Annotated in this window: 20 protein-coding genes; 11 read left to right on the top strand and 9 right to left on the bottom strand. The window is 68.3% G+C overall.

Annotated elements, in window-relative coordinates:
* The first annotated feature begins 143 nt into the window (after window positions 1–143).
* The 4 genes from ACIBO2_RS39250 to ACIBO2_RS39235 are packed head-to-tail and all read left to right on the top strand — an operon-like array spanning window position 144 to window position 4847.
* Window positions 144–1031 (top strand): NAD(P)-dependent oxidoreductase, encoded by an 888-nt coding sequence (locus tag ACIBO2_RS39250; RefSeq protein WP_358535333.1) that lies wholly within the window; start codon window positions 144–146, stop codon window positions 1029–1031.
* Window positions 1028–1906 (top strand): 5-dehydro-4-deoxyglucarate dehydratase, encoded by an 879-nt coding sequence (locus tag ACIBO2_RS39245; protein WP_358535331.1) that lies wholly within the window; start codon window positions 1028–1030, stop codon window positions 1904–1906. Before ACIBO2_RS39250 ends, ACIBO2_RS39245 begins: the two co-directional genes overlap by 4 nt.
* On the top strand, window positions 1903–2952 hold the full coding sequence (locus ACIBO2_RS39240) for a mandelate racemase/muconate lactonizing enzyme family protein (protein ID WP_397303586.1): 1050 nt from the start codon (window positions 1903–1905) through the stop codon (window positions 2950–2952). Before ACIBO2_RS39245 ends, ACIBO2_RS39240 begins: the two co-directional genes overlap by 4 nt.
* Window positions 2953–2954: 2 nt before the next feature.
* Window positions 2955–4847: a DUF6807 family protein gene (locus ACIBO2_RS39235; RefSeq protein ID WP_397303583.1), complete on the top strand. Its 1893-nt coding sequence runs from the start codon at window positions 2955–2957 to the stop codon at window positions 4845–4847.
* Here ACIBO2_RS39235 and ACIBO2_RS39230 read toward each other — a convergent pair.
* The 6 genes from ACIBO2_RS39230 to ACIBO2_RS39205 form a co-directional block, all read right to left on the bottom strand.
* Window positions 4824–5939 carry a hypothetical protein gene (locus tag ACIBO2_RS39230; protein WP_397303580.1) on the bottom strand — a complete coding sequence of 372 codons (1116 nt, stop codon included), beginning with the start codon at window positions 5937–5939 and terminating at the stop codon, window positions 4824–4826. The two genes, ACIBO2_RS39235 and ACIBO2_RS39230, sit on opposite strands and share 24 nt — an antisense overlap.
* Before the next feature lie 3 nt (window positions 5940–5942).
* Window positions 5943–7223 carry a Gfo/Idh/MocA family protein gene (locus ACIBO2_RS39225; RefSeq protein ID WP_397303577.1) on the bottom strand — a complete coding sequence of 427 codons (1281 nt, stop codon included), beginning with the start codon at window positions 7221–7223 and terminating at the stop codon, window positions 5943–5945.
* A 63-nt stretch (window positions 7224–7286) separates the two neighbouring features.
* Complete coding sequence (locus tag ACIBO2_RS39220; protein WP_357946904.1) at window positions 7287–8561, bottom strand: extracellular solute-binding protein; 1275 nt, start codon at window positions 8559–8561, stop codon at window positions 7287–7289.
* 34 nt (window positions 8562–8595) lie between these two features.
* The gene (locus tag ACIBO2_RS39215; protein ID WP_358535319.1) at window positions 8596–9465 is read right to left on the bottom strand and encodes a carbohydrate ABC transporter permease; all 870 of its coding nucleotides are present in this window, start codon (window positions 9463–9465) and stop codon (window positions 8596–8598) included.
* Window positions 9449–10423 carry a sugar ABC transporter permease gene (locus ACIBO2_RS39210; RefSeq protein ID WP_358535317.1) on the bottom strand — a complete coding sequence of 325 codons (975 nt, stop codon included), beginning with the start codon at window positions 10421–10423 and terminating at the stop codon, window positions 9449–9451. Before ACIBO2_RS39210 ends, ACIBO2_RS39215 begins: the two co-directional genes overlap by 17 nt.
* 239 nt (window positions 10424–10662) lie before the next feature.
* The gene (locus ACIBO2_RS39205) at window positions 10663–11457 is read right to left on the bottom strand and encodes an NAD(P)-dependent oxidoreductase (protein WP_358535315.1); all 795 of its coding nucleotides are present in this window, start codon (window positions 11455–11457) and stop codon (window positions 10663–10665) included.
* A gap of 139 nt (window positions 11458–11596) precedes the next feature.
* Here ACIBO2_RS39205 and ACIBO2_RS39200 point away from each other — a divergent pair, with 139 nt between their 5' ends.
* The 5 genes from ACIBO2_RS39200 (at window position 11597) to ACIBO2_RS39180 (ending at window position 16942) form a co-directional block, all read left to right on the top strand.
* Window positions 11597–12904 carry an extracellular solute-binding protein gene (locus ACIBO2_RS39200; RefSeq protein WP_397303572.1) on the top strand — a complete coding sequence of 436 codons (1308 nt, stop codon included), beginning with the start codon at window positions 11597–11599 and terminating at the stop codon, window positions 12902–12904.
* The gene (locus ACIBO2_RS39195; RefSeq protein ID WP_397303569.1) at window positions 12901–13827 is read left to right on the top strand and encodes a carbohydrate ABC transporter permease; all 927 of its coding nucleotides are present in this window, start codon (window positions 12901–12903) and stop codon (window positions 13825–13827) included. The genes ACIBO2_RS39200 and ACIBO2_RS39195 overlap by 4 nt, the downstream gene beginning before the upstream one ends.
* The gene (locus tag ACIBO2_RS39190; RefSeq protein WP_225290619.1) at window positions 13824–14687 is read left to right on the top strand and encodes a carbohydrate ABC transporter permease; all 864 of its coding nucleotides are present in this window, start codon (window positions 13824–13826) and stop codon (window positions 14685–14687) included. Before ACIBO2_RS39195 ends, ACIBO2_RS39190 begins: the two co-directional genes overlap by 4 nt.
* 79 nt (window positions 14688–14766) lie before the next feature.
* Window positions 14767–15528 (top strand): IclR family transcriptional regulator, encoded by a 762-nt coding sequence (locus ACIBO2_RS39185; RefSeq protein ID WP_364006382.1) that lies wholly within the window; start codon window positions 14767–14769, stop codon window positions 15526–15528.
* Window positions 15529–16036: 508 nt separating this feature from the next.
* On the top strand, window positions 16037–16942 hold the full coding sequence (locus ACIBO2_RS39180) for a 5-dehydro-4-deoxyglucarate dehydratase (protein ID WP_397303565.1): 906 nt from the start codon (window positions 16037–16039) through the stop codon (window positions 16940–16942).
* A 172-nt stretch (window positions 16943–17114) separates the two neighbouring features.
* Here ACIBO2_RS39180 and ACIBO2_RS39175 read toward each other — a convergent pair whose 3' ends face one another.
* Window positions 17115–18587, bottom strand: coding sequence for an aldehyde dehydrogenase (NADP(+)) (locus ACIBO2_RS39175; RefSeq protein WP_397303562.1), 1473 nt, complete (start codon window positions 18585–18587; stop codon window positions 17115–17117).
* A gap of 104 nt (window positions 18588–18691) precedes the next feature.
* Between ACIBO2_RS39175 and ACIBO2_RS39170 the strand changes: the two genes are divergently transcribed.
* A complete protein-coding gene (locus tag ACIBO2_RS39170) occupies window positions 18692–19948 on the top strand; it encodes a glucarate dehydratase family protein (protein WP_397303559.1) in 1257 nt (418 codons plus the stop codon).
* A 648-nt stretch (window positions 19949–20596) separates the two neighbouring features.
* On the opposite strand, the gene ACIBO2_RS39165 is transcribed toward ACIBO2_RS39170, so the two are convergent.
* Complete coding sequence (locus tag ACIBO2_RS39165) at window positions 20597–20800, bottom strand: hypothetical protein (RefSeq protein ID WP_397303556.1); 204 nt, start codon at window positions 20798–20800, stop codon at window positions 20597–20599.
* A gap of 113 nt (window positions 20801–20913) precedes the next feature.
* Between ACIBO2_RS39165 and ACIBO2_RS39160 the strand changes: the two genes are divergently transcribed.
* Window positions 20914–21303: a hypothetical protein gene (locus ACIBO2_RS39160; RefSeq protein ID WP_358535302.1), complete on the top strand. Its 390-nt coding sequence runs from the start codon at window positions 20914–20916 to the stop codon at window positions 21301–21303.
* A gap of 119 nt (window positions 21304–21422) precedes the next feature.
* On the opposite strand, the gene ACIBO2_RS39155 is transcribed toward ACIBO2_RS39160, so the two are convergent.
* On the bottom strand, window positions 21423–21935 hold the full coding sequence (locus tag ACIBO2_RS39155; RefSeq protein WP_397303553.1) for a DUF402 domain-containing protein: 513 nt from the start codon (window positions 21933–21935) through the stop codon (window positions 21423–21425).
* Between the last annotated feature and the right edge of the window lie 358 nt (window positions 21936–22293).

Raw genomic sequence — 22293 nt, 5'->3', positions numbered from 1 at the left:
TTTCACCCGAATCCCCACCATATCTCTTCATATGGCCAGACCGCTTGGGGAGAGAAGACCATGCCGCTTGACGTTCTCCCGGCCCCGCCTCGATACTTTCTGCAACCGGTTGCTGTATCCCAAGCAGGAGTGGTGAACGACCGATGACACGAACACTGGTGACCGGCAGCGCCGGCCGGCTAGGGCGCAGCGTGGTCGCCTCATTGGCTCAGGCCGGTCATGAGGTGATCGGCATCGACGTCACACCGGGCACTCCCCCAGAGGCCGCGGTCACCCTGCCCGCCGACCTGACGAACCTGGGCGAGGCGTATGACGTCATGGCCCGCTTCCGGCCCGACGCCGTGATCCACCTGGCCGCCATCGCGACCCCGTTCAGCCGTACCGACGGGCTGACCTTCCGTACCAACACCCAGCTCGCCTTCAACGTGTGCGCGGCCGCGAGCAGCACCGGGGTCGGCAAGGTGATCGTGGCCAGCAGCCCGACCGTCATCGGCTACGGCGCGCCCGGCGGCTGGACGCCCAGCTATCTGCCCATCGACGAGGAGCACCCCGTCGCGCCGTGGAACGCCTACAACCTGTCCAAGGTCGTGGCCGAGCAGACGATGGCGTCATTCGCGCGCAGCTCGCAGACACGGTTCGCGGCGGTGCGGCCGTGCTTCGTGGTGGCTCCCGAGGAGTGGTCGGGCGCGCCCACCCAGTCGGGTCACACGATCGTCGAACGGCTGGACCGGCCGGACATCGCCGGGGCCTCGCTGTTCAACTACCTCGACGCCAGGGACGCCTCCGACCTGATCTCGGTGCTCCTCGAACGCCTGCCCGACCTGCCCAACGGCGAGGTGTTCTTCGCGGGGGCGGCCGACGCGCTGGCCCGCGAGCCCCTGGCGGAGCTGCTCCCCGCCGTCATCCCCTCGACCGCCGCCGCGGCCGCGAACCTCACCGGGACCTCTCCCGCCTTCACCTCCGCCAAGGCCGGGCGGATGCTGGGCTGGACGCCCAAGAGATCGTGGCACACCGAACTGGAGACCGGATGAACCTCAGCGGAGTCCTCTTCTTCCCCGTGACCCCCTTCGACCCCGACCACGGGCTGGCCGAGGAGGTGCTGGCCGAGCACATCAGGCGCGGGCTCCGGCACCGGCCCGGCGCGGTGTTCGCGGCCTGCGGCACGGGTGAGTTCCCCGCGCTGTCGGAGGCGGAGCACGCCGCGGCCGTCCGGGTGGCGGTCGAGACCACGGCGGGCCAGGTGCCGGTGTTCGCGGGCGCCGGCGGCCCGCTCGGCGCGGCGCTGGGCCAGGCCCGCGCGGCCCGCGAGGCGGGCGCCGACGGCCTGCTGCTCATGCCCCCTTACCTGGCCAAGGGCCCCAACGAGGGCTTCACCGCCTACGTACGCGCGGTCGCCGCGATCCTGCCGGTCATCATCTACCAGCGCGACGCGGTGGCGCCCACCCCCGAGCAGGTCGTGGCGCTGGCCAGGATCCCGGGCGTGATCGGACTCAAGGACGGCCTGGGCGACATCGACCTCATCCAGCGCACGGTGCTGGCGGTGCGCAGGGAGATCGGCGAGGAGTTCAGGTTCTTCAACGGGCTGCCGACGGCCGAGCTGACGATGGGCGCCTACCGGGGCATCGGCGTGGAGCTCTACTCCTCCGCCGTCTTCGCCTTCGCGCCGGAGATCGCCACCGCGTTCCTGAACGGCGCCGACCACCTGCTCACCGAGTTCTACGAGCCGCTCGTACGGCTGCGCTCCAAGGTCCCCGGCTACGCCGTCTCCCTGGTCAAGGCCGGCGTACGACTCGGCGGCCTGGACGCGGGACCGGTACGCCCGCCCCTGGTCGACGCCTCGCCCGAGCACGTGGCCGAGCTGAAGGCCCTGATCGAACACGGGCGGTCGCTGGCAGGAGCCTCATGATCCGTGACCTGAAAGTGAGCGCTCACACCGCCGAGCTGTCCAGGCCGTGGGGGCCGGACGTGCCCGTCAACCACGTCATGGTCGTGGAGCTCACGCTCGACGACGGCCGGACGGGCACCGGCTTCTCCTGGACGCCGCAGATCGGGGCGCGGGCCGTACAGGCGCTGCTGGAGAACGACATCCGCGAGGCCGTCATCGGCCTGGACCCGCACCCGGAGGTGGTGTGGGACCGGCTCTGGCGGCACCTGCGCGAGGCCGGGCCCGGCGGGATCACCACCGTCGCGCTGGCCGGGGTCGACCTGGCGCTGTGGGATCTGCGCTGCGGCGAGCGCGGCCTGGCCGACGTGCTGGGGCGGCGCAGGGACACGGTGCCGGTGTACGGCAGCGGGGTGAATCTGCACTACTCGCTGGAAGAGCTGGCCGCCCAGGCCGGGCGGTGGAAGGCCGCGAGCTATCCCGGGATCAAGATGAAGGTGGGCCGGCCCGACCTCGCCGAGGACGTCGAGCGGGTGGCCGCGGTCCGCGAGGTCGTCGGCCCCGGCACGCTGCTGATGATCGACGCCAACCAGCGCTGGGACCTGCACCGGGCCCGCCGCGCCGTCGAGGCGCTGGCCCCGTACGACCTGCACTGGCTGGAGGAGCCGCTGCCCGCCGACGACGTCGCCGCGCACGTGGAGCTGCGGCGGTCCGTGGACGTGCCCATCGCGGTCGGCGAGAACGTCTACACCGTCTACGGCTTCCGCGACCTGCTGACGGCGGGGGCCTGCGACATCGTGCAGCCCAATGTGGTCAGGGTGGGGGGAATCACCCCGTTCTTGCGCATCACCGAGCTGGCCCGGACGTTCGACATCCCGGTCTACCCGCACCTGCTGCCCGACCTGTCGGCGCAGCTCGCGCTGGCTCTGCCGCTGCCGTGCATGGCCGAGGAGGTCGAGGACGCCTCGTTCGCCGCGCTGGGGCTGCTGGCCGAACCGTATCCCGTCCACGTGAGCGACGCGAAGGTGCGCGTCGGTGAGCACCGGGGGCTCGGCCTCCACTGGAGATGACCATGCGGGTCGTACTCGCCGGAGCACACGGGTTCGGCGCCCACTACCTCAACCGGCTGCGCAAGCTGGCCGGCCAGATCGAGCTGGCGGGCGTCTGCGACGTGCGGCCGGTCGCCCCCGAAGACCTCGACGGGCTCGGCACGCCGGAGTTCTCCACCGACCTGCCCGAGCTGATCGAGCGGACCGGCGCGCGGATCGCCATCCTGGCGACCCCGATCCCGACGCACGCGGACCTGACGCTGGCGGCTCTGGCGGCCGGCGCGCACGTGCTGGTGGAGAAGCCGACGGCGGCCACGCTAGCCGACTTCGAGCGCATGGAGCAGGCCGCCGCCGAGGCCGGCCTCGCCTGCCAGGTGGGCTTCCAGAGCCTCGCGTCCGCGGCCCTGCCGGAGGTGCGCCGGCTGATCGCCGAGGACACGATCGGCCGCGTGACCGGTATCGGGGTGGCGGGGGCGTGGCCGCGGCCCGCCTCCTACTTCACCCGCAGCTCCTGGTCGGGGCGGCGCCGGCTCGACGGCGTGGACATCGTGGACGGCGCGCTGACCAACCCGTTCGCGCACGCCGTCGCCACCGCCCTGGCCATGGCGGGCGCCGAGGAGCGCGGCGCGGTCACCTCGGTCGAGGCGGAGCTGTTCCACGCCAACGCCATCGAGTCGGACGACACCTCGGCCATCCGCGTCCATCTGGCGGACGGGCCGCCGATCGTGGCCGCCGTGACGCTCTGCGCCACCGGGCGCGACGAGCCGTACGTGGTCGTCCACGGTGAACGGGGCACGATCACGTTCACTTACACGGTGGACGAGGTCCGCGTCGGCGATGGCCCCGTGCGCCGCTTCCCCCGCGCCGACCTGCTGGAGAACCTCGTCGAGCACGTACGCACCGGGGCTGAGCTGATCGTGCCGATCCACCGGACCGGGGCGTTCATGGAGGTCCTGGAGGCCATCAGGGTCGCGCCCGATCCGCTGCCGATCTCCCGGGACCACCAGGACCTCTCCGGTGAGGGGCCGGTGCTGCCCGGCATCGCCCAGGTGGTCGAGTCCTGCGCGGAGCGGCTGGAGCTCTTCTCCGAGCTGGGCGTGAGCTGGGCCGTGCCGCTGATGGTGGCCGACCAGGTGGTGGCCGAGTACGCCACCCGGCCCGACCTGCCGATCACCGCGGCTCCGCGGCCCTATCTCCACCCGGTCCGCACGCTGGGCGGCACGGTGGTGACCGAGCTGCGGCCCGCGGACCATCCGCACCACCTCGGCGCCGGCGTGGCCGTCACCGATGTCGGCGGGCGCAACTTCTGGGGCGGCCGCACGTTCGTCAGGGACCAGGGGCCTCAGTGGCTGGACGACCACGGGATCCAGCGGCATGTGTCGTTCACCGGGCGCGACTCCTCGGGCTTCGCCGAGACCCTGCTGTGGCAGCGGCCGGGCGAGGAGCCGGTGGTGCGTGAGGAGCGGACCGTGCGGGCCGTCCCCCTGTCGCGGGGGTGGGCGCTCGACTTCGGCTTCACGCTGCGCAATCTCACGGGCGCGCCGCTGACGATCCAGAGCTCGGCCACCAAGGGCCGGGACGGAGCGGGCTATGGCGGCTTCTTCTGGCGGGCGCCGGCGGGGTCGCGGGGGTTGGGCGTGTTCACCGCGTCAGACGAAGGCGAGGAGCGGGTCCACGGCTCCCGGGCGCCCTGGCTGGCGCTGGCGGGCGAGGACTGGACGCTGGTGTTCGTCCGGGCGGGGGACGACCCGTGGTTCGTCAGGGTGGCGCAGTATCCCGGTGTGGGCACCGCGCTGGCCTGGGACACGCCGCTGGTCTTCGAAGACGAGCTGACCAGGGGCGTGTCCGTGGTCGTGGCCGACGGGCGCCTGTCCGCCGCCGAGGCGGCCGGGCTAGCCGCCGAGGTGGCGCTCTAGCCAGGTGAAGGCGTGCTCCTGCATGGGGACGTCGAAAACGTGCGGGGCGTCGAAGAAGACCCCCTCGTAGCCGCCGCCCGGGTGGCGGCGCGCGATGGCCTCGTGCGCCGCGTGCATCCCGGCCGACGGGAACAGCTGGTCCCGCTCGCCGTACATGACCAGGAGCGGTTCGGGCGCGCGGGCGGCGACCAGCGCCGGCCAGTCGCAGACGCGTGACAGTCCGGGCGGGAAGAACATCCAGGTGTGCCCGGCGACGTAGCCGTCCAGGAGCTCGCGGTAGGTGGAGACCATCGCGGCGACGGCGACCGCGGCGACTTCAGTGTCGAACGCGCCGAGCAGCCCCGCGCGCAGGCCGCCCCCTGACAGCCCCACACAGCCGATCCGCCCGATGTCGGGGCGCGAGCGCAGGTAGGCCGCGGCGGCCAGGTCCTCGCCCGCGACCACGCCGGCCAGCGAGGTGCCGAGCAGGGTGCAGTACTTCTCCAGCACATGCTCGTGGTGGCCGGCCGCGACGTCGTAGCGATCCGCCTCGGACATGCCGGGGTCGTTCGCCTGGGCAAGCACGCGCTCGGGCATGTCCGCCGGGTCGAAGCGGCGGCTGCCCCAGCCGATCACGTCGGGGACGAGTACGGCGAAGCCCCGCCTGGCCAGCTCGCTCGCGTAGGCCCGGCCGCCGTAGATCTGCTCGCGCAGCCGCAGCACCTCGGGCGTGGCCGGCTCGGGGCCGTCCGCGATCTTCTCCTTGCCCGCCCATTTCATGCCCGCGTGGCAGTGCAGCGCGAGCACGCCGGGCAGCGGCCCTTCCGCGTCGCGGGGCTTGAGCAGGTAGGCGTGGGTACGCGGGCCGAACCCCACCGACCAGGAGAGCTCCTCGCCGCTGAGGTCCTGCGTCGTCCAGGAGCGCTCGACCCGCACGTCTCCTGCGGCGAGGTCGAGCGTCCCGATGGCCTCGCGGGCGGCCTTCCTGAGCGCGGGGCCGGGCGCGGCCTCGGGGAACAGGCCGTGCCGGCGCTCCGCGAGCTCGGCCAGACCGGAGAACGGCCCGAGGTGGCGCAGCTCAGAGAACGGCCGGAGATGACGCGGCTCACGCATCGGTCAGGCGCCGACGAGGCGGGTGCCGTCGGCGGCCAGGCGGACGGGCGTGCCGGTGCTGGCCGAGCGGGTGGCGGCCACGCCGACCAGCACGCTGCGGATGCCGTCGCGGTAACCCGCCGGGCGCCCGAGCGGGTCATCACCGGGGCCGCGGAAGACGTCGTCGAGCAGCAGCCGGTCGCCGCCGCCGTGACCACCCTCTCCCTGCTCGATGGCGATCTCCTCCGACTCCTGCCAGTGCCGGTGCAGGATGAGCTTCTCCCCGGCGCCGGCCATGTGCTCCTTGCCCGCGGCGCTCGGGTCGATCGCGGCGTGCTCCGGGGTCCAGGGCCGCTCGAGGACCTCCAGCTCGATCCGGCCCTCCGTGCCGTTGAAGACGACGCGGTAGCCCTCGTACGGGGCGTGCGCGGTGAGCGAGTACGTGAGCATCGCCCGATTCGCGTAACGGACCAGGACCGACATGTTGTCGTCGATCGTCACGCCCGGCCCGAAGACGTCCTGGTCGCGGATGTAGCCGTCCTCATGCTCGGCGTCCAGATAGAGGCGCTTGAGCCGCTCGTCGGTGGAGATGTCCAGGATGAACGGGTCGGTCCCGAGACCGGGCGCGCCCTGGCCACGGGCGGGACGCGGGCCCCTGGGCAAGGCCTGACCGTAGAAGCGCAGGTCGGTCTGTGCGAAGACGAGCTCGGGCGCGGCCGCGAGCCACCAGTTGACCAGGTCGAAGTGGTGGGTGGACTTGTGCACCAGCAGGCTGCCCGAGTTGGCCTTGTCGCGGTGCCAGCGGCGGAAGTAGTCGGCGCCGTGGATGGTGTCCAGCGCCCAGTCGAAGTGGACGGAGGTGACGTCGCCGATCGCGCCTTCGCTGATCAGCTTCTTCACCGCCGAGTTGCGCGGGGAGTAGCGGTAGTTGAAGGTGACCACCAGTTTGCCCGGGTTGCGCCCGGCGGCGGCGGCGATGGCCTCGCAGCCTTCGGCGTCGATGGTGAGCGGCTTCTCCACGATGACGTCGAGGCCCGCGTCGAGCGCGGCCACGACGTAGCGGGCGTGGGTCACGTCCACCGTGGTCACTATGACGGCGTCGGCCAGCTCCAGCAGCTTGCCGAACTCGTCGGGGGCGAAGCACGGCACCTGCCGGCCGATGCGCTCGACGTAGTAGTTCATGCGCGTCTGGTTGACGTCGCAGAGGCCGACGATCGTACCGGTGTCCCGCCAGTCACCCAGCAGGGCGTCGACGTACATCTGGGCGCGATGGCCGAGTCCGACGAAGGCGTACCTGGTGCTCAACTTCTCTCCCCGAGTCGTGGAGTGGGGGCTGGGGGCTGTCGCGCCCCCAGCCTGGATCAGACCTCAGCCGGCGATGGCCGCGTTGGCTTCGGTCAGGAACTTCTGCGCGCCGGCGTCCGGAGTCGTCTTGCCGAAGAGGACCTCTTCGCTGTTGCGCTTGAGGATGTCCTCCATCTGCAGCGCACCCTTCGGCGGGGCGACGATCGGGCTCAGCTCGCCCTTCACGGCGTCGATGAAGGTCAGCGTCTTCTGGTCGACGGCCGGCAGCTTGCCCTTGACGGCCGCGAGCACCTTGGCGTTGGTCGGCAGGCCACGGTCACTCAGCAGGATCGAGGCCGCGTCCGGGTCGTTGACCAGGAAGTCGATGAACTTGCCGGCTTCCGCGGGATGGTCGGACTTGGCGGAGGCCGTGTAGAACATCGACGGCTGCAGGAACATGCCGCCGGTGGTCGCGCCCGCCGTCTTGGGCATCCGCATCAGGGTCAGCTCCTGGCCCGACGCCTTGGACAGGGCGTTGAGCTGGTTGCTCCACCACATGCCCATCGCGCCCGCGTTGGTGGCCAGCAGCGACTGCTCGGGGCCCACGGAGATCAGTTCGGCGCTCTTGGCGGCGTCGGCGGAGCCCTTGGTCTGGATGAGCTGCTGGTGGATGCCCCACCACGCCTTGAGCGTTTCGGGCGTCACCCCGATCTTGTTGCCGTCGTAGAACTTCTCGCCGCGCTGGGCCGCGAAGATCTGCAGCCAGGCGGGGTTGTAGTTGTACTCGGCTCCGTTGACCCCGTTGCCGGCCGCGGAGATCTGCTTGGCCAGGTTGATCCAGTCGTCCCAGGTCCAGGACTTGTCGTCGGGCAGCTTCTGCTTGGCCTTTTCCAGCGCCGACTTGTTGACGAGCATCGAGAAGGTGTTGACGCCGCTCGGGATGGCGTACTGCTTGCCGTCGACCTGGCCGCTGGTGAGCACCTGCTGGTCGAGGTCGGCGGTGTTGACCTTGCCCGCCAGGTCGGCCAGGGCGTTGCGGCCGGCGTACTCGCTCAGGCCGCGGATCTCGATGCTGATGACGTCGGGCGAGTCGTTGGCCGCCACCTTGGTGGCCAGCTTCTCGTAGTAGCTCTCCCAGTTGGAGAAGTCGCCCTCGACGTCGATCGTCGGGTTCTTCTCCTCGAACTTCTTGATGACCTGTTCGGTGAGCTTCTGCCGCGCGTCGCTGCCCCAATAGGAGAAGCGGAGATGGATCTTGTCGCCGCTCGCCTTGTCGCCACTACCGCCGCCACAGCCGGCCGCGGCCGTCATGACGGCCGCCGACAGCAGGGCGACGGTCCACATCATCCTAGGCTTCACAGCTCTACCTCCTGGTGAAGAGTTGCGGGGGGTGTTACTTCAGTCCGGTGGTCGCTACACCACGAATCAGATATTTCTGACCGGCAAGGAAGAAGCCGAAGATCGGCCCCAATGACACGATCGACATCGCGAACATGGGGCCCCACGACGACTCGCCACTGGAGTCTAGGAAGGAGCGGAGTGCAACGGCCACTGTGAGATTGTCCGAGTTTGTCAGGTACAGGTTCTGGCTGAAGAAGTCGTTCCACGTCCAGATGAAGGTGAAGATGCCGGTCGTGGCGAGCGCCGGGGTGCAGAGCGGGAGAATCACCTGGAGGAAGACCCTCCAGTAGCCCGCGCCGTCGATGGCCGCGGCCTCGTCCAGCTCCCTCGGCAGGGTCCGGATGAACTGGACCATGAGGAAGATGAAGAACGCGTCCGTGGCCAGGAACTTGGGCACGATCAGCGGCCAGATCGTGTTGATCCAGTCGAGCTTGGAGAACACGATGTACTGCGGCACGACCGTCACGTGGTACGGCAGCATGATCGAGCCGAGCATGACCGCGAACCAGAGCTTCTTCAGCGGGAAGTCCAGCCGGGCGAAGGCGTAGGCGGCCAGCGAGCAGGCGACCAGATTCGCCACCACGGTCAAGCCCGTAAGTACGGCGGAGTTCCACAGGTAGTAGCCGAAGGAGTGCTTGAGCGCGGTCCAGCCCTCGCGGTAATTCTCCAGTGTGAAGCTGCTCGGCCACAGACCGGGCTCGCGGAAGATCAGGTCCTCCGGCTTCAGCGAGCTGGACACCATCCAGAGCAGCGGATAGAGCATGACCAAGCCGAAGCCGATCAGCAGGATGTGCTTGAGGACGCGGCTGCCCCGCGGAAGCGGGCGGAACAGCAGCGGCAGCGGCTTACTTCGTGTCGCCATAGAAGACCCAATACTTCGACGCGAGGAAATTCACGCCGGTCAGGCCGGCGATGATGAGCAGGAGGACCCAGGCCATGGCGGCCGCGTAGCCCATCTCGTAACTCTTGAAGCCCTTCAGATACAGGTAGAGCGTGTAGAAGAGCGTGGAGTCGACCGGTCCGCCCGTGCCGCTGCTGACGATGAACGACTGGGTGAAGGACTGGAACGACTTGATCACTTCGAGTACGAGGTTGAAGAAGATGATCGGCGTCAGCAGGGGCAGCGTGATCGAACGGAACTGCCGCAACCTGCTCGCCCCGTCGACCGCCGCCGCCTCGTAGTAGCTCTGCGGGATCTGCCGCAGCCCCGCCAGGAAGATCACCATCGGCGCGCCAAAGGTCCACACGTGCAGGAGGATCAGCGTCCCGAGCGCGGTGTCGGGGTCGGAGACCCAACCGGCGCCCTGGATGCCGAAGATGTCCAGCACGGAGTTGACCAGGCCGTCGCTACCGAAGAGCTTGCGCCAGAGGATCGCGATCGCCACGCTGCCACCGAGCAGGGAGGGCAGGTAGTAGATCGAACGGTAGAACGACAGGCCGCGCAGCCCGCGGTCGAGCGCCAAGGCCAGGGCCAGCGCGAAGGCCAGCTGCAAGGGCACCGACACGACCACATAGATCGTGGTCACCTTCAGCGAGGTGAGGAACCGCGTGTCGACGGTGAAGAGCTCGCGGTAGTTGTCCCACCCGACCCACTTGGCCGCTTCGAGCAGGTTGTAGTCGGTGAACGACAGGTAGAGCGACGCCAGGATCGGGCCTATGGTGATGACGAACAAGCCGATGAACCATGGCGCGAGGAAGACGTAGGCCGTACGGGCCTCACGACGCTTGTGAGCGTTAACGGGTGCGATGCGGCGACGCCCACCGGGCGGTTGCGCGCGTGGTGGCACGGTCGCAACCGCGCTGTCCGGGGTTACAGACATTCATGCACCCCTCGTATCAGGGCTTGCCCGGCTCGGCGGGATGGGATAGCGCCTTCCTATAGGTGTGCCAAAAGTTTCGTCAACCCTTTGCAGGCGTTACATAGCTGTTATCGATATATCGTGATCTATATTTCGCCAGTTCAATGAATAGTCGAGAGCAAAGGGTCGGATGAATGTTTTGTGACTGAATACAACCGGTTGCACAGCGCCTTATGAGGGCGTCACGCAGGAGAAACGTCCTACCACTTGCCTCCGAGGTCCTTCAGCGTGAAGACGCCGCCCGCGCGGTCGTGCAGCGGCTCACTCAGATCGGGCTCGCCGTGCTCGGCGATCAGCGCGGCGGCCTGGCCCTCCGAGTCGTCCCGCGAGAGGTACCCGATCGACCGGGCCTCCTCCAGCGACCACCAGCGGCGCGCGTTGTCGGAGACCCCCCAGACGACGTGATAGCCGGGCGCGGTCAGCGCAGCCTCCACCAGACGGGCGAGGTCGTCAGGGGAGATCCAGGTGGCCAGGCCGCGCGTGTCGCCCGAAGCCTCGTTGCAGGTGCCCAGCCGGATCACGGTCACGTTCATGCCGAACCTGTCGTGGTAGAGGCTGCCGAGGGCCTCCATGACGACCTTGCTCACACCGTAGAAGGTGTCGGGCCGGGGGAAGGCGTAGTCGGGCAGCTCCGCGCCACCGGCCGGGCGAGTGTGGAAACCGGCCGCGTGGTGGCTGCCCATCAGCACGAGGTGCTCGACACCCTCCCGCCGGGCGGCCTCGAGCAGGACGTGCATGCCGTCCATGTTGGCCCGCACGATGTCGGCCCACGGATGCTCCCGGCTCTGGCCGCCCAGGTGGATCACCGCGTCGACGCCCTTCATCGCCTCGGCCATGGCCGCCTCGTCGGTGAGGTCGGCCGTCACCATCTCCTCGCCGGGCGCGGTCTCCAGCGGGTGAAGATCGGATAGGCGCAGCGTACGCCCGTCACGGGCGAGGCGGGGGCGGAGCAGCGTACCGACCTTGCCGGCGGCGCCGGTCATGAGAATGCGCATATGGCTCATTGTTGTACACAACTCTGGTCCAAATTCACATTCCTGAATATTGACCGTGACCTAGGTCACTCGTTACGTTCACACGGACAGGCTCCACGTCTGCGACAGGTGTCCATATATGTGAACGGGAGGCGGTCTGATGTCACGCCAGCTGCTCGGGGCCGCGATTGCGACGGCCCTGGCCGTAACGCTGACAGGCTGCGGCTCCGGGGGATCAAGTTCGGACGACGCGTTGGAGATCTGGATCAGGCAGGCGCCCGATTCCGACTCCGCGAAAACGGCGGTGAAACTGGCCGACGCGTTCACGAAGGCCAGCGGTATCAAAACGAAAGTCGTCGCGCTCTTCGACGACTTCGAGACGAAGCTTCAACAGCAGGCAGCTCAGAAGAAGCTACCTGACATCGTCATCAACGACACGGCACAACTCGGCAACATGCACACGCAGGGCTGGCTGCAGGAGGTCGACAAGGCCAAGCTGGCCGGCGGCGACAAGGTGTCGGAGCAGGCATGGAAGGCCGCCCAGGGCTCCGACGGCAAGTACTACGGCACGCCGTTCTCCGCCCAGGCCTTCGCCCTGATCATCCGCAAGGACTGGCGGGAGAAGGTCGGCATGGAGCCGCCCAAGACCTGGGACGACCTGGCCAAGCTGGCCGCGGCCTTCACCGACAAGGACCCGGACGGCAACGGCCAGAAGGACACGGCCGGTTTCGTGATCCCCGCGGGCACCAAGCGCGGCTACGCCTCCTGGTACGCCTCCTCGCTGATCTACGCCAACGGCGGCGACTTCGTGAAGGCCAATGGCGGCGGCAAGTTCAGCCCTCTCGTGAGCGACCCCAAGACCGTGGAGGCGGTCCAGTACCTGCAGGACCAGTTCTGCAAGGCCAAGACCGTCAACCCGGGCGCGGTCAGCAACGACACGACCGTCACCCACGAGGTGTTCGAGAAGGGCCAGGGCGGCATCTACCTGGTCGGCCCGTACGTGCTCGCCAGGTTCGTCAAGAGCATCGGGACCGACAAGATCGAGGTCGTACCGGTGCCCAAGGGCCCGTCGGGCGGCCCCGGCACCCTCGGTGAGGGCGAGAACGTCTACATGATGGCCGGCTCCGACAACGTCGAGGGCCAGAAGAAGTTCGCCGAGTTCGCGGTCTCCCCCGACGGCCAGCGCATCGGCATGAACAAGGACGCCAACGGCGCCATCGTCCGCCTGCCGGTCAACTCCCAGGTCGACATGGCCGCCGAACGCCAGGATCCGCGCTGGAAGGTGTTCCAGGAGGCCTACGCCAACGCGGTATACGCGCCGCCGGTGCCGAACTGGGCGCCGATCCGCCAGGACTCCGCCGACTCCATCAACACGGTGTGGGCCGACTGCTCAGCCAACGTCAAGACGGCGATGGACACGCTGAGCACCAAGCTCACCCAGGAACTGCAGACCCAGAAAGCATCATGACTCCGACGCTCACCCAGGCGCGGAGCCGCACGGAGACCCCCCGCCGCCGTCCCAAGCGGATGCGGCGGCGGGGGACTCTCATCGCGTGGGCGTTCCTGTCGCCGGCCTTGCTGCTGTTCCTGTTCTTCAAGTTCATCCCCATGTTCGAGGGCCTGCGGATGAGCTTCTTCGAGGTCCGCTACGTCGGTGATCGATGGGTGGGCCTCGACAACTACGCCACGATCATGACCGACGACGCCTTCGTCTCGGCCATCTGGCACAGCATCGTGCTGGCCCTGGGCACGACCGCGGGCTCGCTCGTCCTGGGCCTGCTGTTCGCACTGCTCATCGAGGGTCCGGCACGCTACCTGTGGTTCATCAGGACCGCGGCGTTCCTGCCCGTGGTGACCACGATGGCGGCGGTGGCCGAGGTCTGGCGGATCATGTACCACCCCGCCGACAGCGGCATGATCAACACCATTCTCGGCTGGATCGCCCTGGACCCGCAGCCCTTCCTGGCCAGCGAGCACTCCTCGCTGCTGTCGATCATGGGCATGAGCATCTGGCGCGGCACGCCGTACGACATGATGATCTTCCTGGCCGGGCTGGTCGGCGTGGACCGCACGCTGTACGAGGCCGCCGCCGTCGACGGCGCCACCACCTGGCACCGGCTGCGGCACATCACGCTGCCCGCGCTGCGCCCGGTGTTCTGGATCCTGTTCACCCTCGCCGCCATCCGCGGCATACGCGTCTTCGTCGAGGTGTACGTGCTGACGAACGGCGGGCCGAACGGATCGTCCGAAGTGCTGATGACGTTGATCTACAAGCTCGGGTTCCAGAAGGGTGACCTGGGCACCGCGTCGGCCGGCGGGATCGTGCTGTTCGCGGTGACCCTGCTGCTCACGGTGCTGACCCAGGTCATGCGCAGGAGGCAGAAGGCATGATGAGATTCGACAGCGCTCTCGGCCTGGAGTCCAGGCGGGGCCCTCTCGCCACGACCCTCAAGGTGCTGGTCTACGCCTTCATGGTGATCATCTTCACCGGGCCGCTGGTCGGGCTGCTGGTCAGCGCCTTCAGCAAGACGCTCGACCCGACCAGATTCACGCTCTGGCCCGACGACTTCACCCTGGAGAACTTCGTCCAGGCCGGCAACAAGAACGTCTACCACTACCTGTTCAACTCGTTCGTGGTGGTCGGGTTCGGGCTGCTGCTCCAGATGCTCGTCAGCGTCTTCGCCGCCTACGCGCTCGCGCGCAAGAAGTTCAGGGGCATGGCGTTCGTGATGCTGATCATGCTGGCGACGATGATGCTGCCCGAGGAGATCATCGCGATCCCGCTCTCACTGGTGCTCGCCGACATGCCCATCATCCACGCCGATCTCATCGGTACGTACGCGGGCATGATCCTTCCGGTGGGCGCCTGGGGCTTCTCCATCCTGGTCATGACCGAGTTCATGAAGGAAGTGCCGGTCGAACTGGAGGAGGCCGCACGCATCGACGGCGCGGGCGAACTGCGCATCTTCTTCGGCATCATCCTGCCGCTGTGCCGGCCCGCGCTCGGCGTCATCGGCGTCTTCGGCTTCACCATGATCTGGGATCAGTATCTGCTCCCGCTGATCGTGGCGCCCGAGTCCAGCATGTGGACCCTGCCCATCGCGCTGCGCTCCCTCCGCTCCGACGAGGAGGTCGGCATCGGCGTACTGCTCGCGGCATCACTGCTCGCGCTGCTGCCGTCGATCATCGCGTTCCTGGCCTTCCAACGGCAGTTCATGCGCGGCCTTACCAGCGGCGCCATCAAGGGTTAGGCGTCCATGTATCTGTCCATGTATCTGGATGGAATCCCATATGCTGACACTCTGAAGCCTCTGTCAAGATGGGATGAGTATGGAGCCCCAGCTAGTCAAGTCCGCCGAGCGGACGGTCCGCATCCTCGAGACTCTGGCCGCCTCCCACGAGACCCTGACCCTGTCGGAGCTCCAGCAGCACACGGGCTTTCCACGCAGCTCCCTGCACGCCCTGATGCGCACCCTGGTCGAGCTGAACTGGGTCGAGACCGACTCCGCCAGATCGGCCTTCGGCATCGGGCCACACGCCCTGCTGACCGGCACCGCGTACCTCGACAAGGACCCCGCGCTACCCCTGGCCCAGGAGACGCTGGAGGACCTACGCGCGGAGACCGGCCAGACCGCACATTTCGCCCGCCGCGACGAGGCGCACGTCCTCTACCTGGCGACCAGGGAGTCGCGGGAGGCACACCACGTGATCCCCAGAGTGGGCCGGCGACTGCCCGCCCACGTCACGGCGCTCGGCCAGGTGCTGCTCGCCCAGCTCACCGACGACGAGGTCGCGGCCCTGCTGCCGGACCCGCTGACGCCGATCACCGAGCACACCTTCACCGATCCGGCCAAGCTGATCGGGGAACTGGACCAGGTACGCACCCGGGGCTGGGCCTACGAACGCGAACAGGGCACACCGGGCGTGGCCTGCGTAGCGGTGGCGGTCGACTATCGGATCCCGGCCACGGACGCGATCAGCTGCTCGATGCCGGCGGGCCTGGCACCGGCCGAGATCGAGAAGGTCACGGACGCGGTGACCAGACACACGCGGAAGCTGGCCGCCACGCTTCGCCGGGAGGGCATCCGCTGATCGGCTGCGGGCCATCCGGTTCCGCTGATCCGCTTCCGCTCCCTCGCTCGTCCACTGCCGCTCTGGGCTCATCCGCTTCAGCTTCGGACTCACCCGCATCCGCCGCTGACCCGCACCCATCCGCCCGCTCATGCGCTACCGCTCCGGGACCATCCACCTCCGCTTCGGACTCACCCGCATCCGCCGCTGACCCGCACCCATCCGCCCGCTCATGCGCTACCGCTTCGGGATCCCCCGCATCCACTGCTCCGCATCCTCTCCCCCGCGTGTCCGCTTCAGTTTCGGACCCACCCGGATCCACTGACCCGCACCCCCTCCCCCGCACACCCGCATCCACATCCGCTCGGCGCCCACCCAGACCCACTGACCCGCACCCCCTCCCTCGCACATCTGCTCGCCCGCACATCCGCTTCGGGCTCACACGCGCATCTGCTCCGGGCTCGCCCACACATCTGCTTCGGGCTCATCGGCTTCCGCTTATCCGCTCATCCGCTAGGAAGGATTGTTGATGCGGCTAGATGGTGTTCTCTTCTTTCCCGTGACCCCCTATGGCGCTGACGGCGCCATAGCCGAGCAGACAATGGCCGAGCACGTCGCCAATGGGGTCGCCGCCGGAGCCGGAGGAGTGTTCACCGCGTGCGGCACAGGCGAGTTCAACGCGCTCGACGTCGCCGACTACACCAAGGTCGTGGCCGCGTCGGTGCGGGCCACAGGCGGCCGGGTCCCGGTCTTCTCGGGCGCGGGCGGCCCACTGCCCACTGCCAAGGCGTTCGCCCGCGCGGCGGCGGACAACGGAGCCGACGGCCTGCTGCTGATGCCCCCGTACCTGGTGACCGCTCCCCCGGACGGCCTGGTCCGCTACGTGCGTGAGGTGGCTTCAGCCGGCGGGCTGCCCGTCATCATCTATCACCGCGCCACCGCCCGCTTCTCCCCCTCGGCGGTGGCCGAGCTGGCCCAACTGCCCGAAATCATCGGCTTCAAGGACGGACTCGGCGACTTCGACCTGCTCCAGCGCATCATCCTGACCGTACGGCGGTCTACGGACCGGGAGTTCACCTTCTTCAACGGCCTGCCCACTGCCGAACTGACCGTCCCCGCCTACCGAGGGCTGGGCGTGACGCTGTACTCCAGCGCCGTCTTCGCCTTCGCACCGGAGATCGCACTGGCCTTCCACAAGGCGGTGACCGGGGACGACGAGGTGCTGGTGCAACGACTGCTCACCGACTTCTACCTGCCGCTGGTAGAGCTACGGGACCGTGTACCGGGGTACGCGGTCTCGCTGGTCAAGGCGGGGGTTCGGTTGCGGGGATTGGCGGTCGGTGGCGTACGGGCTCCGCTGGTCGACCCCTCTGCGGAGGACCTGCGGGAGCTGGAGCGCATCCTGGCCATCGGCTTGGAGATCGCCGGGGCCTGACTGACCCTTGCCAAACGCGCCCTTACACCCCCAGGCCAGAGCCCATCCCCACCACACCACCAGACAGCAAGACGCGCCCCTCCGCCCTCAGACCAGAGCCCGTCCCCGCCACACCACCAGACAGCAAGACGCGCCCACACCAGGGCGCGTCCCTGCCACATCCCGTCCCTGACTAACGCCCCAGCGCGCCGTCCACACGTCGCGGGACACCCAGCGGGTTGTCGTCCCTGAGCTCGTCCGGAAGCAACTCACCCGGCCAGTCCTGGTACGCCGTCGGCACCAACCACCGGTCGATGGCCGTCGCGCCGACCGACGTATGCGCTGCCGATGTCGAAGCCGGCCACGGACCGCCGTGATGCATCGCCCAGCACACCGCAACCCCGGTGGGCCACCCGTTCCAGATCAGCCGCCCGGCCTTACGCCCGAGCACCTCGGCGACCTCACCGGCCTCGCTGGGGTCGGTGGCGTGCACGGTGGCCGTCAGCGACCCTTCCAGCCGCTCCAGGACGGCCCGCAGGTCCGAAATTTCGCGATAAGTCACGACGATCGACGCCGGACCGAAGCACTCCTCGTTGATGCTCGGCAACTTCGCCGCGAACGAGTCGAGATCCGTGGTGAACACCGTGGGCGTGACGGCCAAGCTACCCTCTCCCGCCTTGCCCTCGGCCAGCACCGGCAGCTCGCCGAGCCGCCGCAGCCCGCCCAGGTAGCCATCCCTGATCCGCTCGCCCAACATCGGCCCGCCGGTGGTCCCCTCTACGGCCGAGGCCAGCGCCTTGCGCAGCTCATCGTCCTCGGGCACGAACATCAGCCCGGGATTCGTACAGAACTGCCCGACCCCCATCGTCAACGACGTAGCGAACCCGGTAGCCACCTCGGCCATGGGCGCGGACGGCAGTACGACGACCGGGTTGACGCTGCCCAGCTCCCCGAAGAACGGGATCGGCACCTCTCGCTGGTCGATCAGCCCCTGGATCGCCTTGCCGCCCGGGACCGACCCGGTGAACCCGGCCGCGACCACGCTCGGGTGCTGCACCAGGTCGGCGCCCGCCTGCATGCCCTGCACCAGCCCCAGCAGGTCGGGGTACGGCAGGGCCTTGCGGACGATGCGAGCGACCTGCTCGGAGGTGTTGGGGTGGCCGGGATGCGCCTTCACTACGACCGCGCAACCGGCGGCCAGCGCCGATGCGGTGTCGCCACCCGCCACGGAGAACGCGAACGGGAAGTTGCTCGCCGCGAACACCGCGACCACGCCGGCCAGCGGCTGCTTCATCCGGCGTACGTCGGGCCTGGGCGGGGTGGCCGAGGGGTCGGCGTGGTCGACGATGGCATCGAGGTAGCCGCCATCCCTGATCACCTGGGCGAAAAGCCGGAACTGGCCGGCTGTACGAGCGACCTCGCCGCGCAGCCGCACCTCTCCCAGCGCCGTCTCGCTGTCGGCGATCTGCCACAGCTCGTCCACCTTCGCGGTGAGAGCGTCGGCGACAGCCTCCAGCGCTTCGGCCCGCTCGGCGGCGGGAGTCGCCCGCCAGGCCGCACCCGCGGCGGCCGCGGCGGAAACAACCATGTCGACCCCGGCGCGGTCGGTTTCAGGCAGGGCGCTGCCCACGGTCTCGCCGGCCCTGGGGTTGTGTCCGTAGATCATCGAATGGCCCTTCGGAGTCTTGACACTTCTTCATATTGATTCTTACAGTTGCGACAACCTGTCCACAAACCTGGCACTTGTTCACATATATGGACGGCGGTCATATGATCATCAGGCAGATCCACGTCACCCCCGTAGCCTTCAAGGATCCGCCGCTGTTGAACGCCGCCGGCGTACACGAACCCTGGGCGCTGCGGACGATCGTCGAGGTGGTCACCGACGAAGGGCTGAGCGGCCTCGGCGAGACGTACGGTGACCTGGGGCACCTCACCAAGGTACGCGAATGCGCCGAGGCGCTCGTCGGCGTGGATGTGCATGCCACGAATGAGATGTACGCCAGAATCAGCGCGCTCGTCGGCGACGTGGTAAGCGATATGCACGGCTTGACCGGGGCCGCGACCCAGGAGAAGAGCATCGATCGGGTGTTCGCGGCCTTCGAGGTGGCTTGTCTGGACATTCGCGGCAAGGCAGTCGGCGTGCCGGTCGTCGATCTGCTGGGGGGCCGGGTACGCGACGCCGTGCCGTACAGCGCCTATCTCTTCTACAAGTGGGCGGGACATCCGGGCAGCGAGCCCGACAGGTTCGGCGCGGCGCTCGACCCGGCGGGGCTGGTCGAGCAGGCATCGATGCTGATTAAGGAGTACGGTTTCGCGTCGATCAAGCTCAAGGGCGGCGTGTTCGCACCTCAGGAAGAAGTCGAGGCGGTCATAGCCCTGCGGGAGGCCTTCCCGGGCGTGCCTCTCCGCCTCGACCCGAACGCCGCTTGGACCGTCGAGACCTCGATCCAGGTGGGACAGGCGCTCGAAGGCAGCCTGCAGTATCTGGAGGACCCCACGCCCGGAATCCCCGGAATGTCGAAGGTCGCTAGCGAAGTCCCGATGCCGCTGGCCACGAACATGTGCGTGGTGACGCCCGAGCACCTTCCGCCCGCCATCGCCGCCCAGGCGATCGGAGTGCTGCTGCTCGACCACCATTACTGGGGCGGACTCGTACGTTCCTCGCATATCGCCGCACTGTGTGACACGTTCGGGCTGGAGCTGTCCATGCACTCCAACTCGCACCTTGGGATCAGCCTGGCCGCGATGACCCACCTGGCCGCCGCCACGCCGAACCTCACCCACGCCTGCGACACCCACACGCCATGGCAGAACGGGCAGGATGTGGTCGCGCCGGGCGCATTGCGGTTCGTAGACGGCGCCGTACGCGTGCCCAACGGGCCCGGCCTCGGCATCGAGCTGGACCGGGACGCCCTGGCCATGATGCATGAGCAATATCTCGCGTGCGGAATCACCGAGCGCGACGACACCACCTATATGCAGCGCTTCGAGCCTGCTTTCTCTGCGAGGAGACCGCGCTGGTGAACGTGGCCTACGCCTACCCCTGGGACATCGTCGGCGACCCGTCGGCCCCTTCGCGCCTCGCGGAGCTGGGCGTCGAGGCCGTCGCGTTGGCGGCCAGCTATCACTCCACCCGCGCGGCAACGCCGTATCACCCCGCCCACCGGGTGCTGGATGTCCCACAATCGGCTTTCTACCTGCCAGTACGGCCGTCCTCCTGGGGGCGCCTGACACCGGCCTCCCCAACCTGGACACCCACGGACGCCTACCTGCAGGCACGGGACGCCCTGAAGGCCGTCGGACTTCAGGTACACGCGTGGACGGTGTTGACACACAACTCCTTCCTGGGCGGTCTGCACCCTGACCTGGTAGTACGTAACGCATTCGGTGATCCCTATCCATATGCGCTGTGTCCGGCTTTCGAGGACGTGATCGAGTACTGCGAGCGTCTGGTCAGCGAGATCCTGACCGTCGGCGAACCGGATGGCCTCATCCTCGAGGCGTGCGGCCCCATGGGCTTCGGGCACCAGAGCGTGCACGACAAGACGGCCGGCGCCGACTGGACGTCCGTAGACAGTGACCTATTGACACTCTGCTTCTGTACGGCCTGCGCTCCTCGTTACCCAGAAGGCACCAGAGAACGCGTGCGCGCGGCCATCGACGGCCCTCCCGCTAGGGCTGTAACCTCGCCCGCGTCGAGCAGGAACAACCAGGCATCTCCCACGCCGACCTCTTCCGCACCGTCTGCTTCCTCACCAGCGCCTGCATCGCCGTCTTCTGCCGCGCAAGCAGCTGCGTCGCGAGCTTCTGGCTCGCCAGCACCTGCATCGCCAACTGCTGCCTCGCCAGCACCTGCATCGCCAACTGCTGCCTCACCAGCAACTGCGTCGCCGGCTTCTAGCTCGCCATCGTCTCCCGCCACTGTGGAGGCCGCCCTCGGCCCATTCGCCGACGATGTCCGAAACGTACGCGTTGAACTGTCGGCATCATTGCGCACCCGCCTCATCACCGTGGCCCGCGAGACCGCGCCGAACGTACCCATCATCCTGCACGCCAACCCCGACCCTTGGGCCGCCAGCTCGTTCGCCGCTCTCCCCGCCGGTGAGCCCGGAGCGGAGGTGCTGGTGGGCAACTGCTGGGGCGACCCGACTTCGGACGCCGCCCGCCTGGCCAGACTGGGCGAACTCTGCGGTCCCGGCCAGCGAGTGGGCGCATATGTCCTGGCTCTTCCCCCACGCCCCGCCGACGGCCAGGCACTCGCCGAACAGCTCAGAACGTACGCCAAGGCAGGCGCCACGGACTTCCACCTCTACCACGCCGGTCTCGCCTCCCCCCGCCGTCTGGCTGCCATGGCCGAAGCCCTACGCCTCATCCGCTGACCGCCCACCGCTCAGCTCGTCCTGCCGCCACCTTCTTGATCAAGCGAGTGGCTGCCACCTTCTTGATCAAGCGAGTGGCTGCCACCCCTTGATCAAGCCGTGTCGCTGCCACCCCTTGATCAAGCCGTGTCGCTGCCAGCCCCTTGATCAAGCCACCTCGAATGCGCACCCCCGAACGGCCCCTGCCGTCCGCCCACTGCGCCCATCAGCCACCTGGCCGTCTCCTCGGCCTGGTCGATCATCTGTTGCGGATATCCCAGCAACACCTGGTGCTCGGCGAACTCGTCCTCATCGTCCAGAATCATCCGCCCGTCACGCATCCTGATCACGTCGAGGTCGAGGTCGAGCATGGTCACCTCACCATCACGCCACTCGGGAACGGTAGTGACATCCACATACACCTCAGCCCGATGCGGCGGCGAGTTGAAAGACGCCGTCCACCAGCCATCACGCGGGAACAACATGATGGCCGTGGTCTCCCACACAATCGGCGGCCCTTCCCCTTTACGAGCAACCGTCCCGCCCGGCACCGCGACCCACACGCCGTGCTCATCCTCACCGAGCACCTTCGCGGAATGGTTCCAGTGCAACGCCCCGCCGTACTTCCGGAAGACAACCCTCACATCGGTCACTCCAGGGACGCTACCGGACCATCACTCAGATCCTGCGCTCCCCAAACCTCCGACCAACATCCCCCGACACATCACCTTCCCTAACTCACCGACCAACATCCCGCTCTTTCCTCGCACCCCGACTACAGCTCCCCACCTCACCCGCATTCCCTAGCCACCAACCAACGCCCTTCACCTCACCGACCTCGCCGGTCAACAGAACCCCGACCTCTCCGCACTCGGCGCTCCATCCCCTCAACGACGGCCGAATTCTCACGCGTCGTCGACATCCCCGATCTCACCCGCGTGCTCTTCCACCCACCAACACCCCTGCCCCCTCCTTACGGCTAGGACCACAGCCCACCAATTCACTCGCGCT

It is taken from the genome of Nonomuraea sp. NPDC050022, assembly GCF_044460705.1.
Classification (GTDB): domain Bacteria; phylum Actinomycetota; class Actinomycetes; order Streptosporangiales; family Streptosporangiaceae; genus Nonomuraea.
This window is presented reverse-complemented; position numbering and strand designations above follow the sequence as displayed.

Coding starts and splice junctions, on each gene's coding strand:
- ACIBO2_RS39250 (WP_358535333.1), top strand. CDS start 144: ATGACACGAACACTGGTGACCGGCAGCGCCGGCCGGCTAGGGCGCAGC.
- ACIBO2_RS39245 (WP_358535331.1), top strand. CDS start 1,028: ATGAACCTCAGCGGAGTCCTCTTCTTCCCCGTGACCCCCTTCGACCCC.
- ACIBO2_RS39240 (WP_397303586.1), top strand. CDS start 1,903: ATGATCCGTGACCTGAAAGTGAGCGCTCACACCGCCGAGCTGTCCAGG.
- ACIBO2_RS39235 (WP_397303583.1), top strand. CDS start 2,955: ATGCGGGTCGTACTCGCCGGAGCACACGGGTTCGGCGCCCACTACCTC.
- ACIBO2_RS39230 (WP_397303580.1), bottom strand. CDS start 5,939: ATGCGTGAGCCGCGTCATCTCCGGCCGTTCTCTGAGCTGCGCCACCTC.
- ACIBO2_RS39215 (WP_358535319.1), bottom strand. CDS start 9,465: ATGGCGACACGAAGTAAGCCGCTGCCGCTGCTGTTCCGCCCGCTTCCG.
- ACIBO2_RS39210 (WP_358535317.1), bottom strand. CDS start 10,423: ATGTCTGTAACCCCGGACAGCGCGGTTGCGACCGTGCCACCACGCGCG.
- ACIBO2_RS39205 (WP_358535315.1), bottom strand. CDS start 11,457: ATGCGCATTCTCATGACCGGCGCCGCCGGCAAGGTCGGTACGCTGCTC.
- ACIBO2_RS39200 (WP_397303572.1), top strand. CDS start 11,597: ATGTCACGCCAGCTGCTCGGGGCCGCGATTGCGACGGCCCTGGCCGTA.
- ACIBO2_RS39195 (WP_397303569.1), top strand. CDS start 12,901: ATGACTCCGACGCTCACCCAGGCGCGGAGCCGCACGGAGACCCCCCGC.
- ACIBO2_RS39190 (WP_225290619.1), top strand. CDS start 13,824: ATGATGAGATTCGACAGCGCTCTCGGCCTGGAGTCCAGGCGGGGCCCT.
- ACIBO2_RS39185 (WP_364006382.1), top strand. CDS start 14,767: ATGGAGCCCCAGCTAGTCAAGTCCGCCGAGCGGACGGTCCGCATCCTC.
- ACIBO2_RS39180 (WP_397303565.1), top strand. CDS start 16,037: ATGCGGCTAGATGGTGTTCTCTTCTTTCCCGTGACCCCCTATGGCGCT.
- ACIBO2_RS39175 (WP_397303562.1), bottom strand. CDS start 18,587: ATGATCTACGGACACAACCCCAGGGCCGGCGAGACCGTGGGCAGCGCC.
- ACIBO2_RS39170 (WP_397303559.1), top strand. CDS start 18,692: ATGATCATCAGGCAGATCCACGTCACCCCCGTAGCCTTCAAGGATCCG.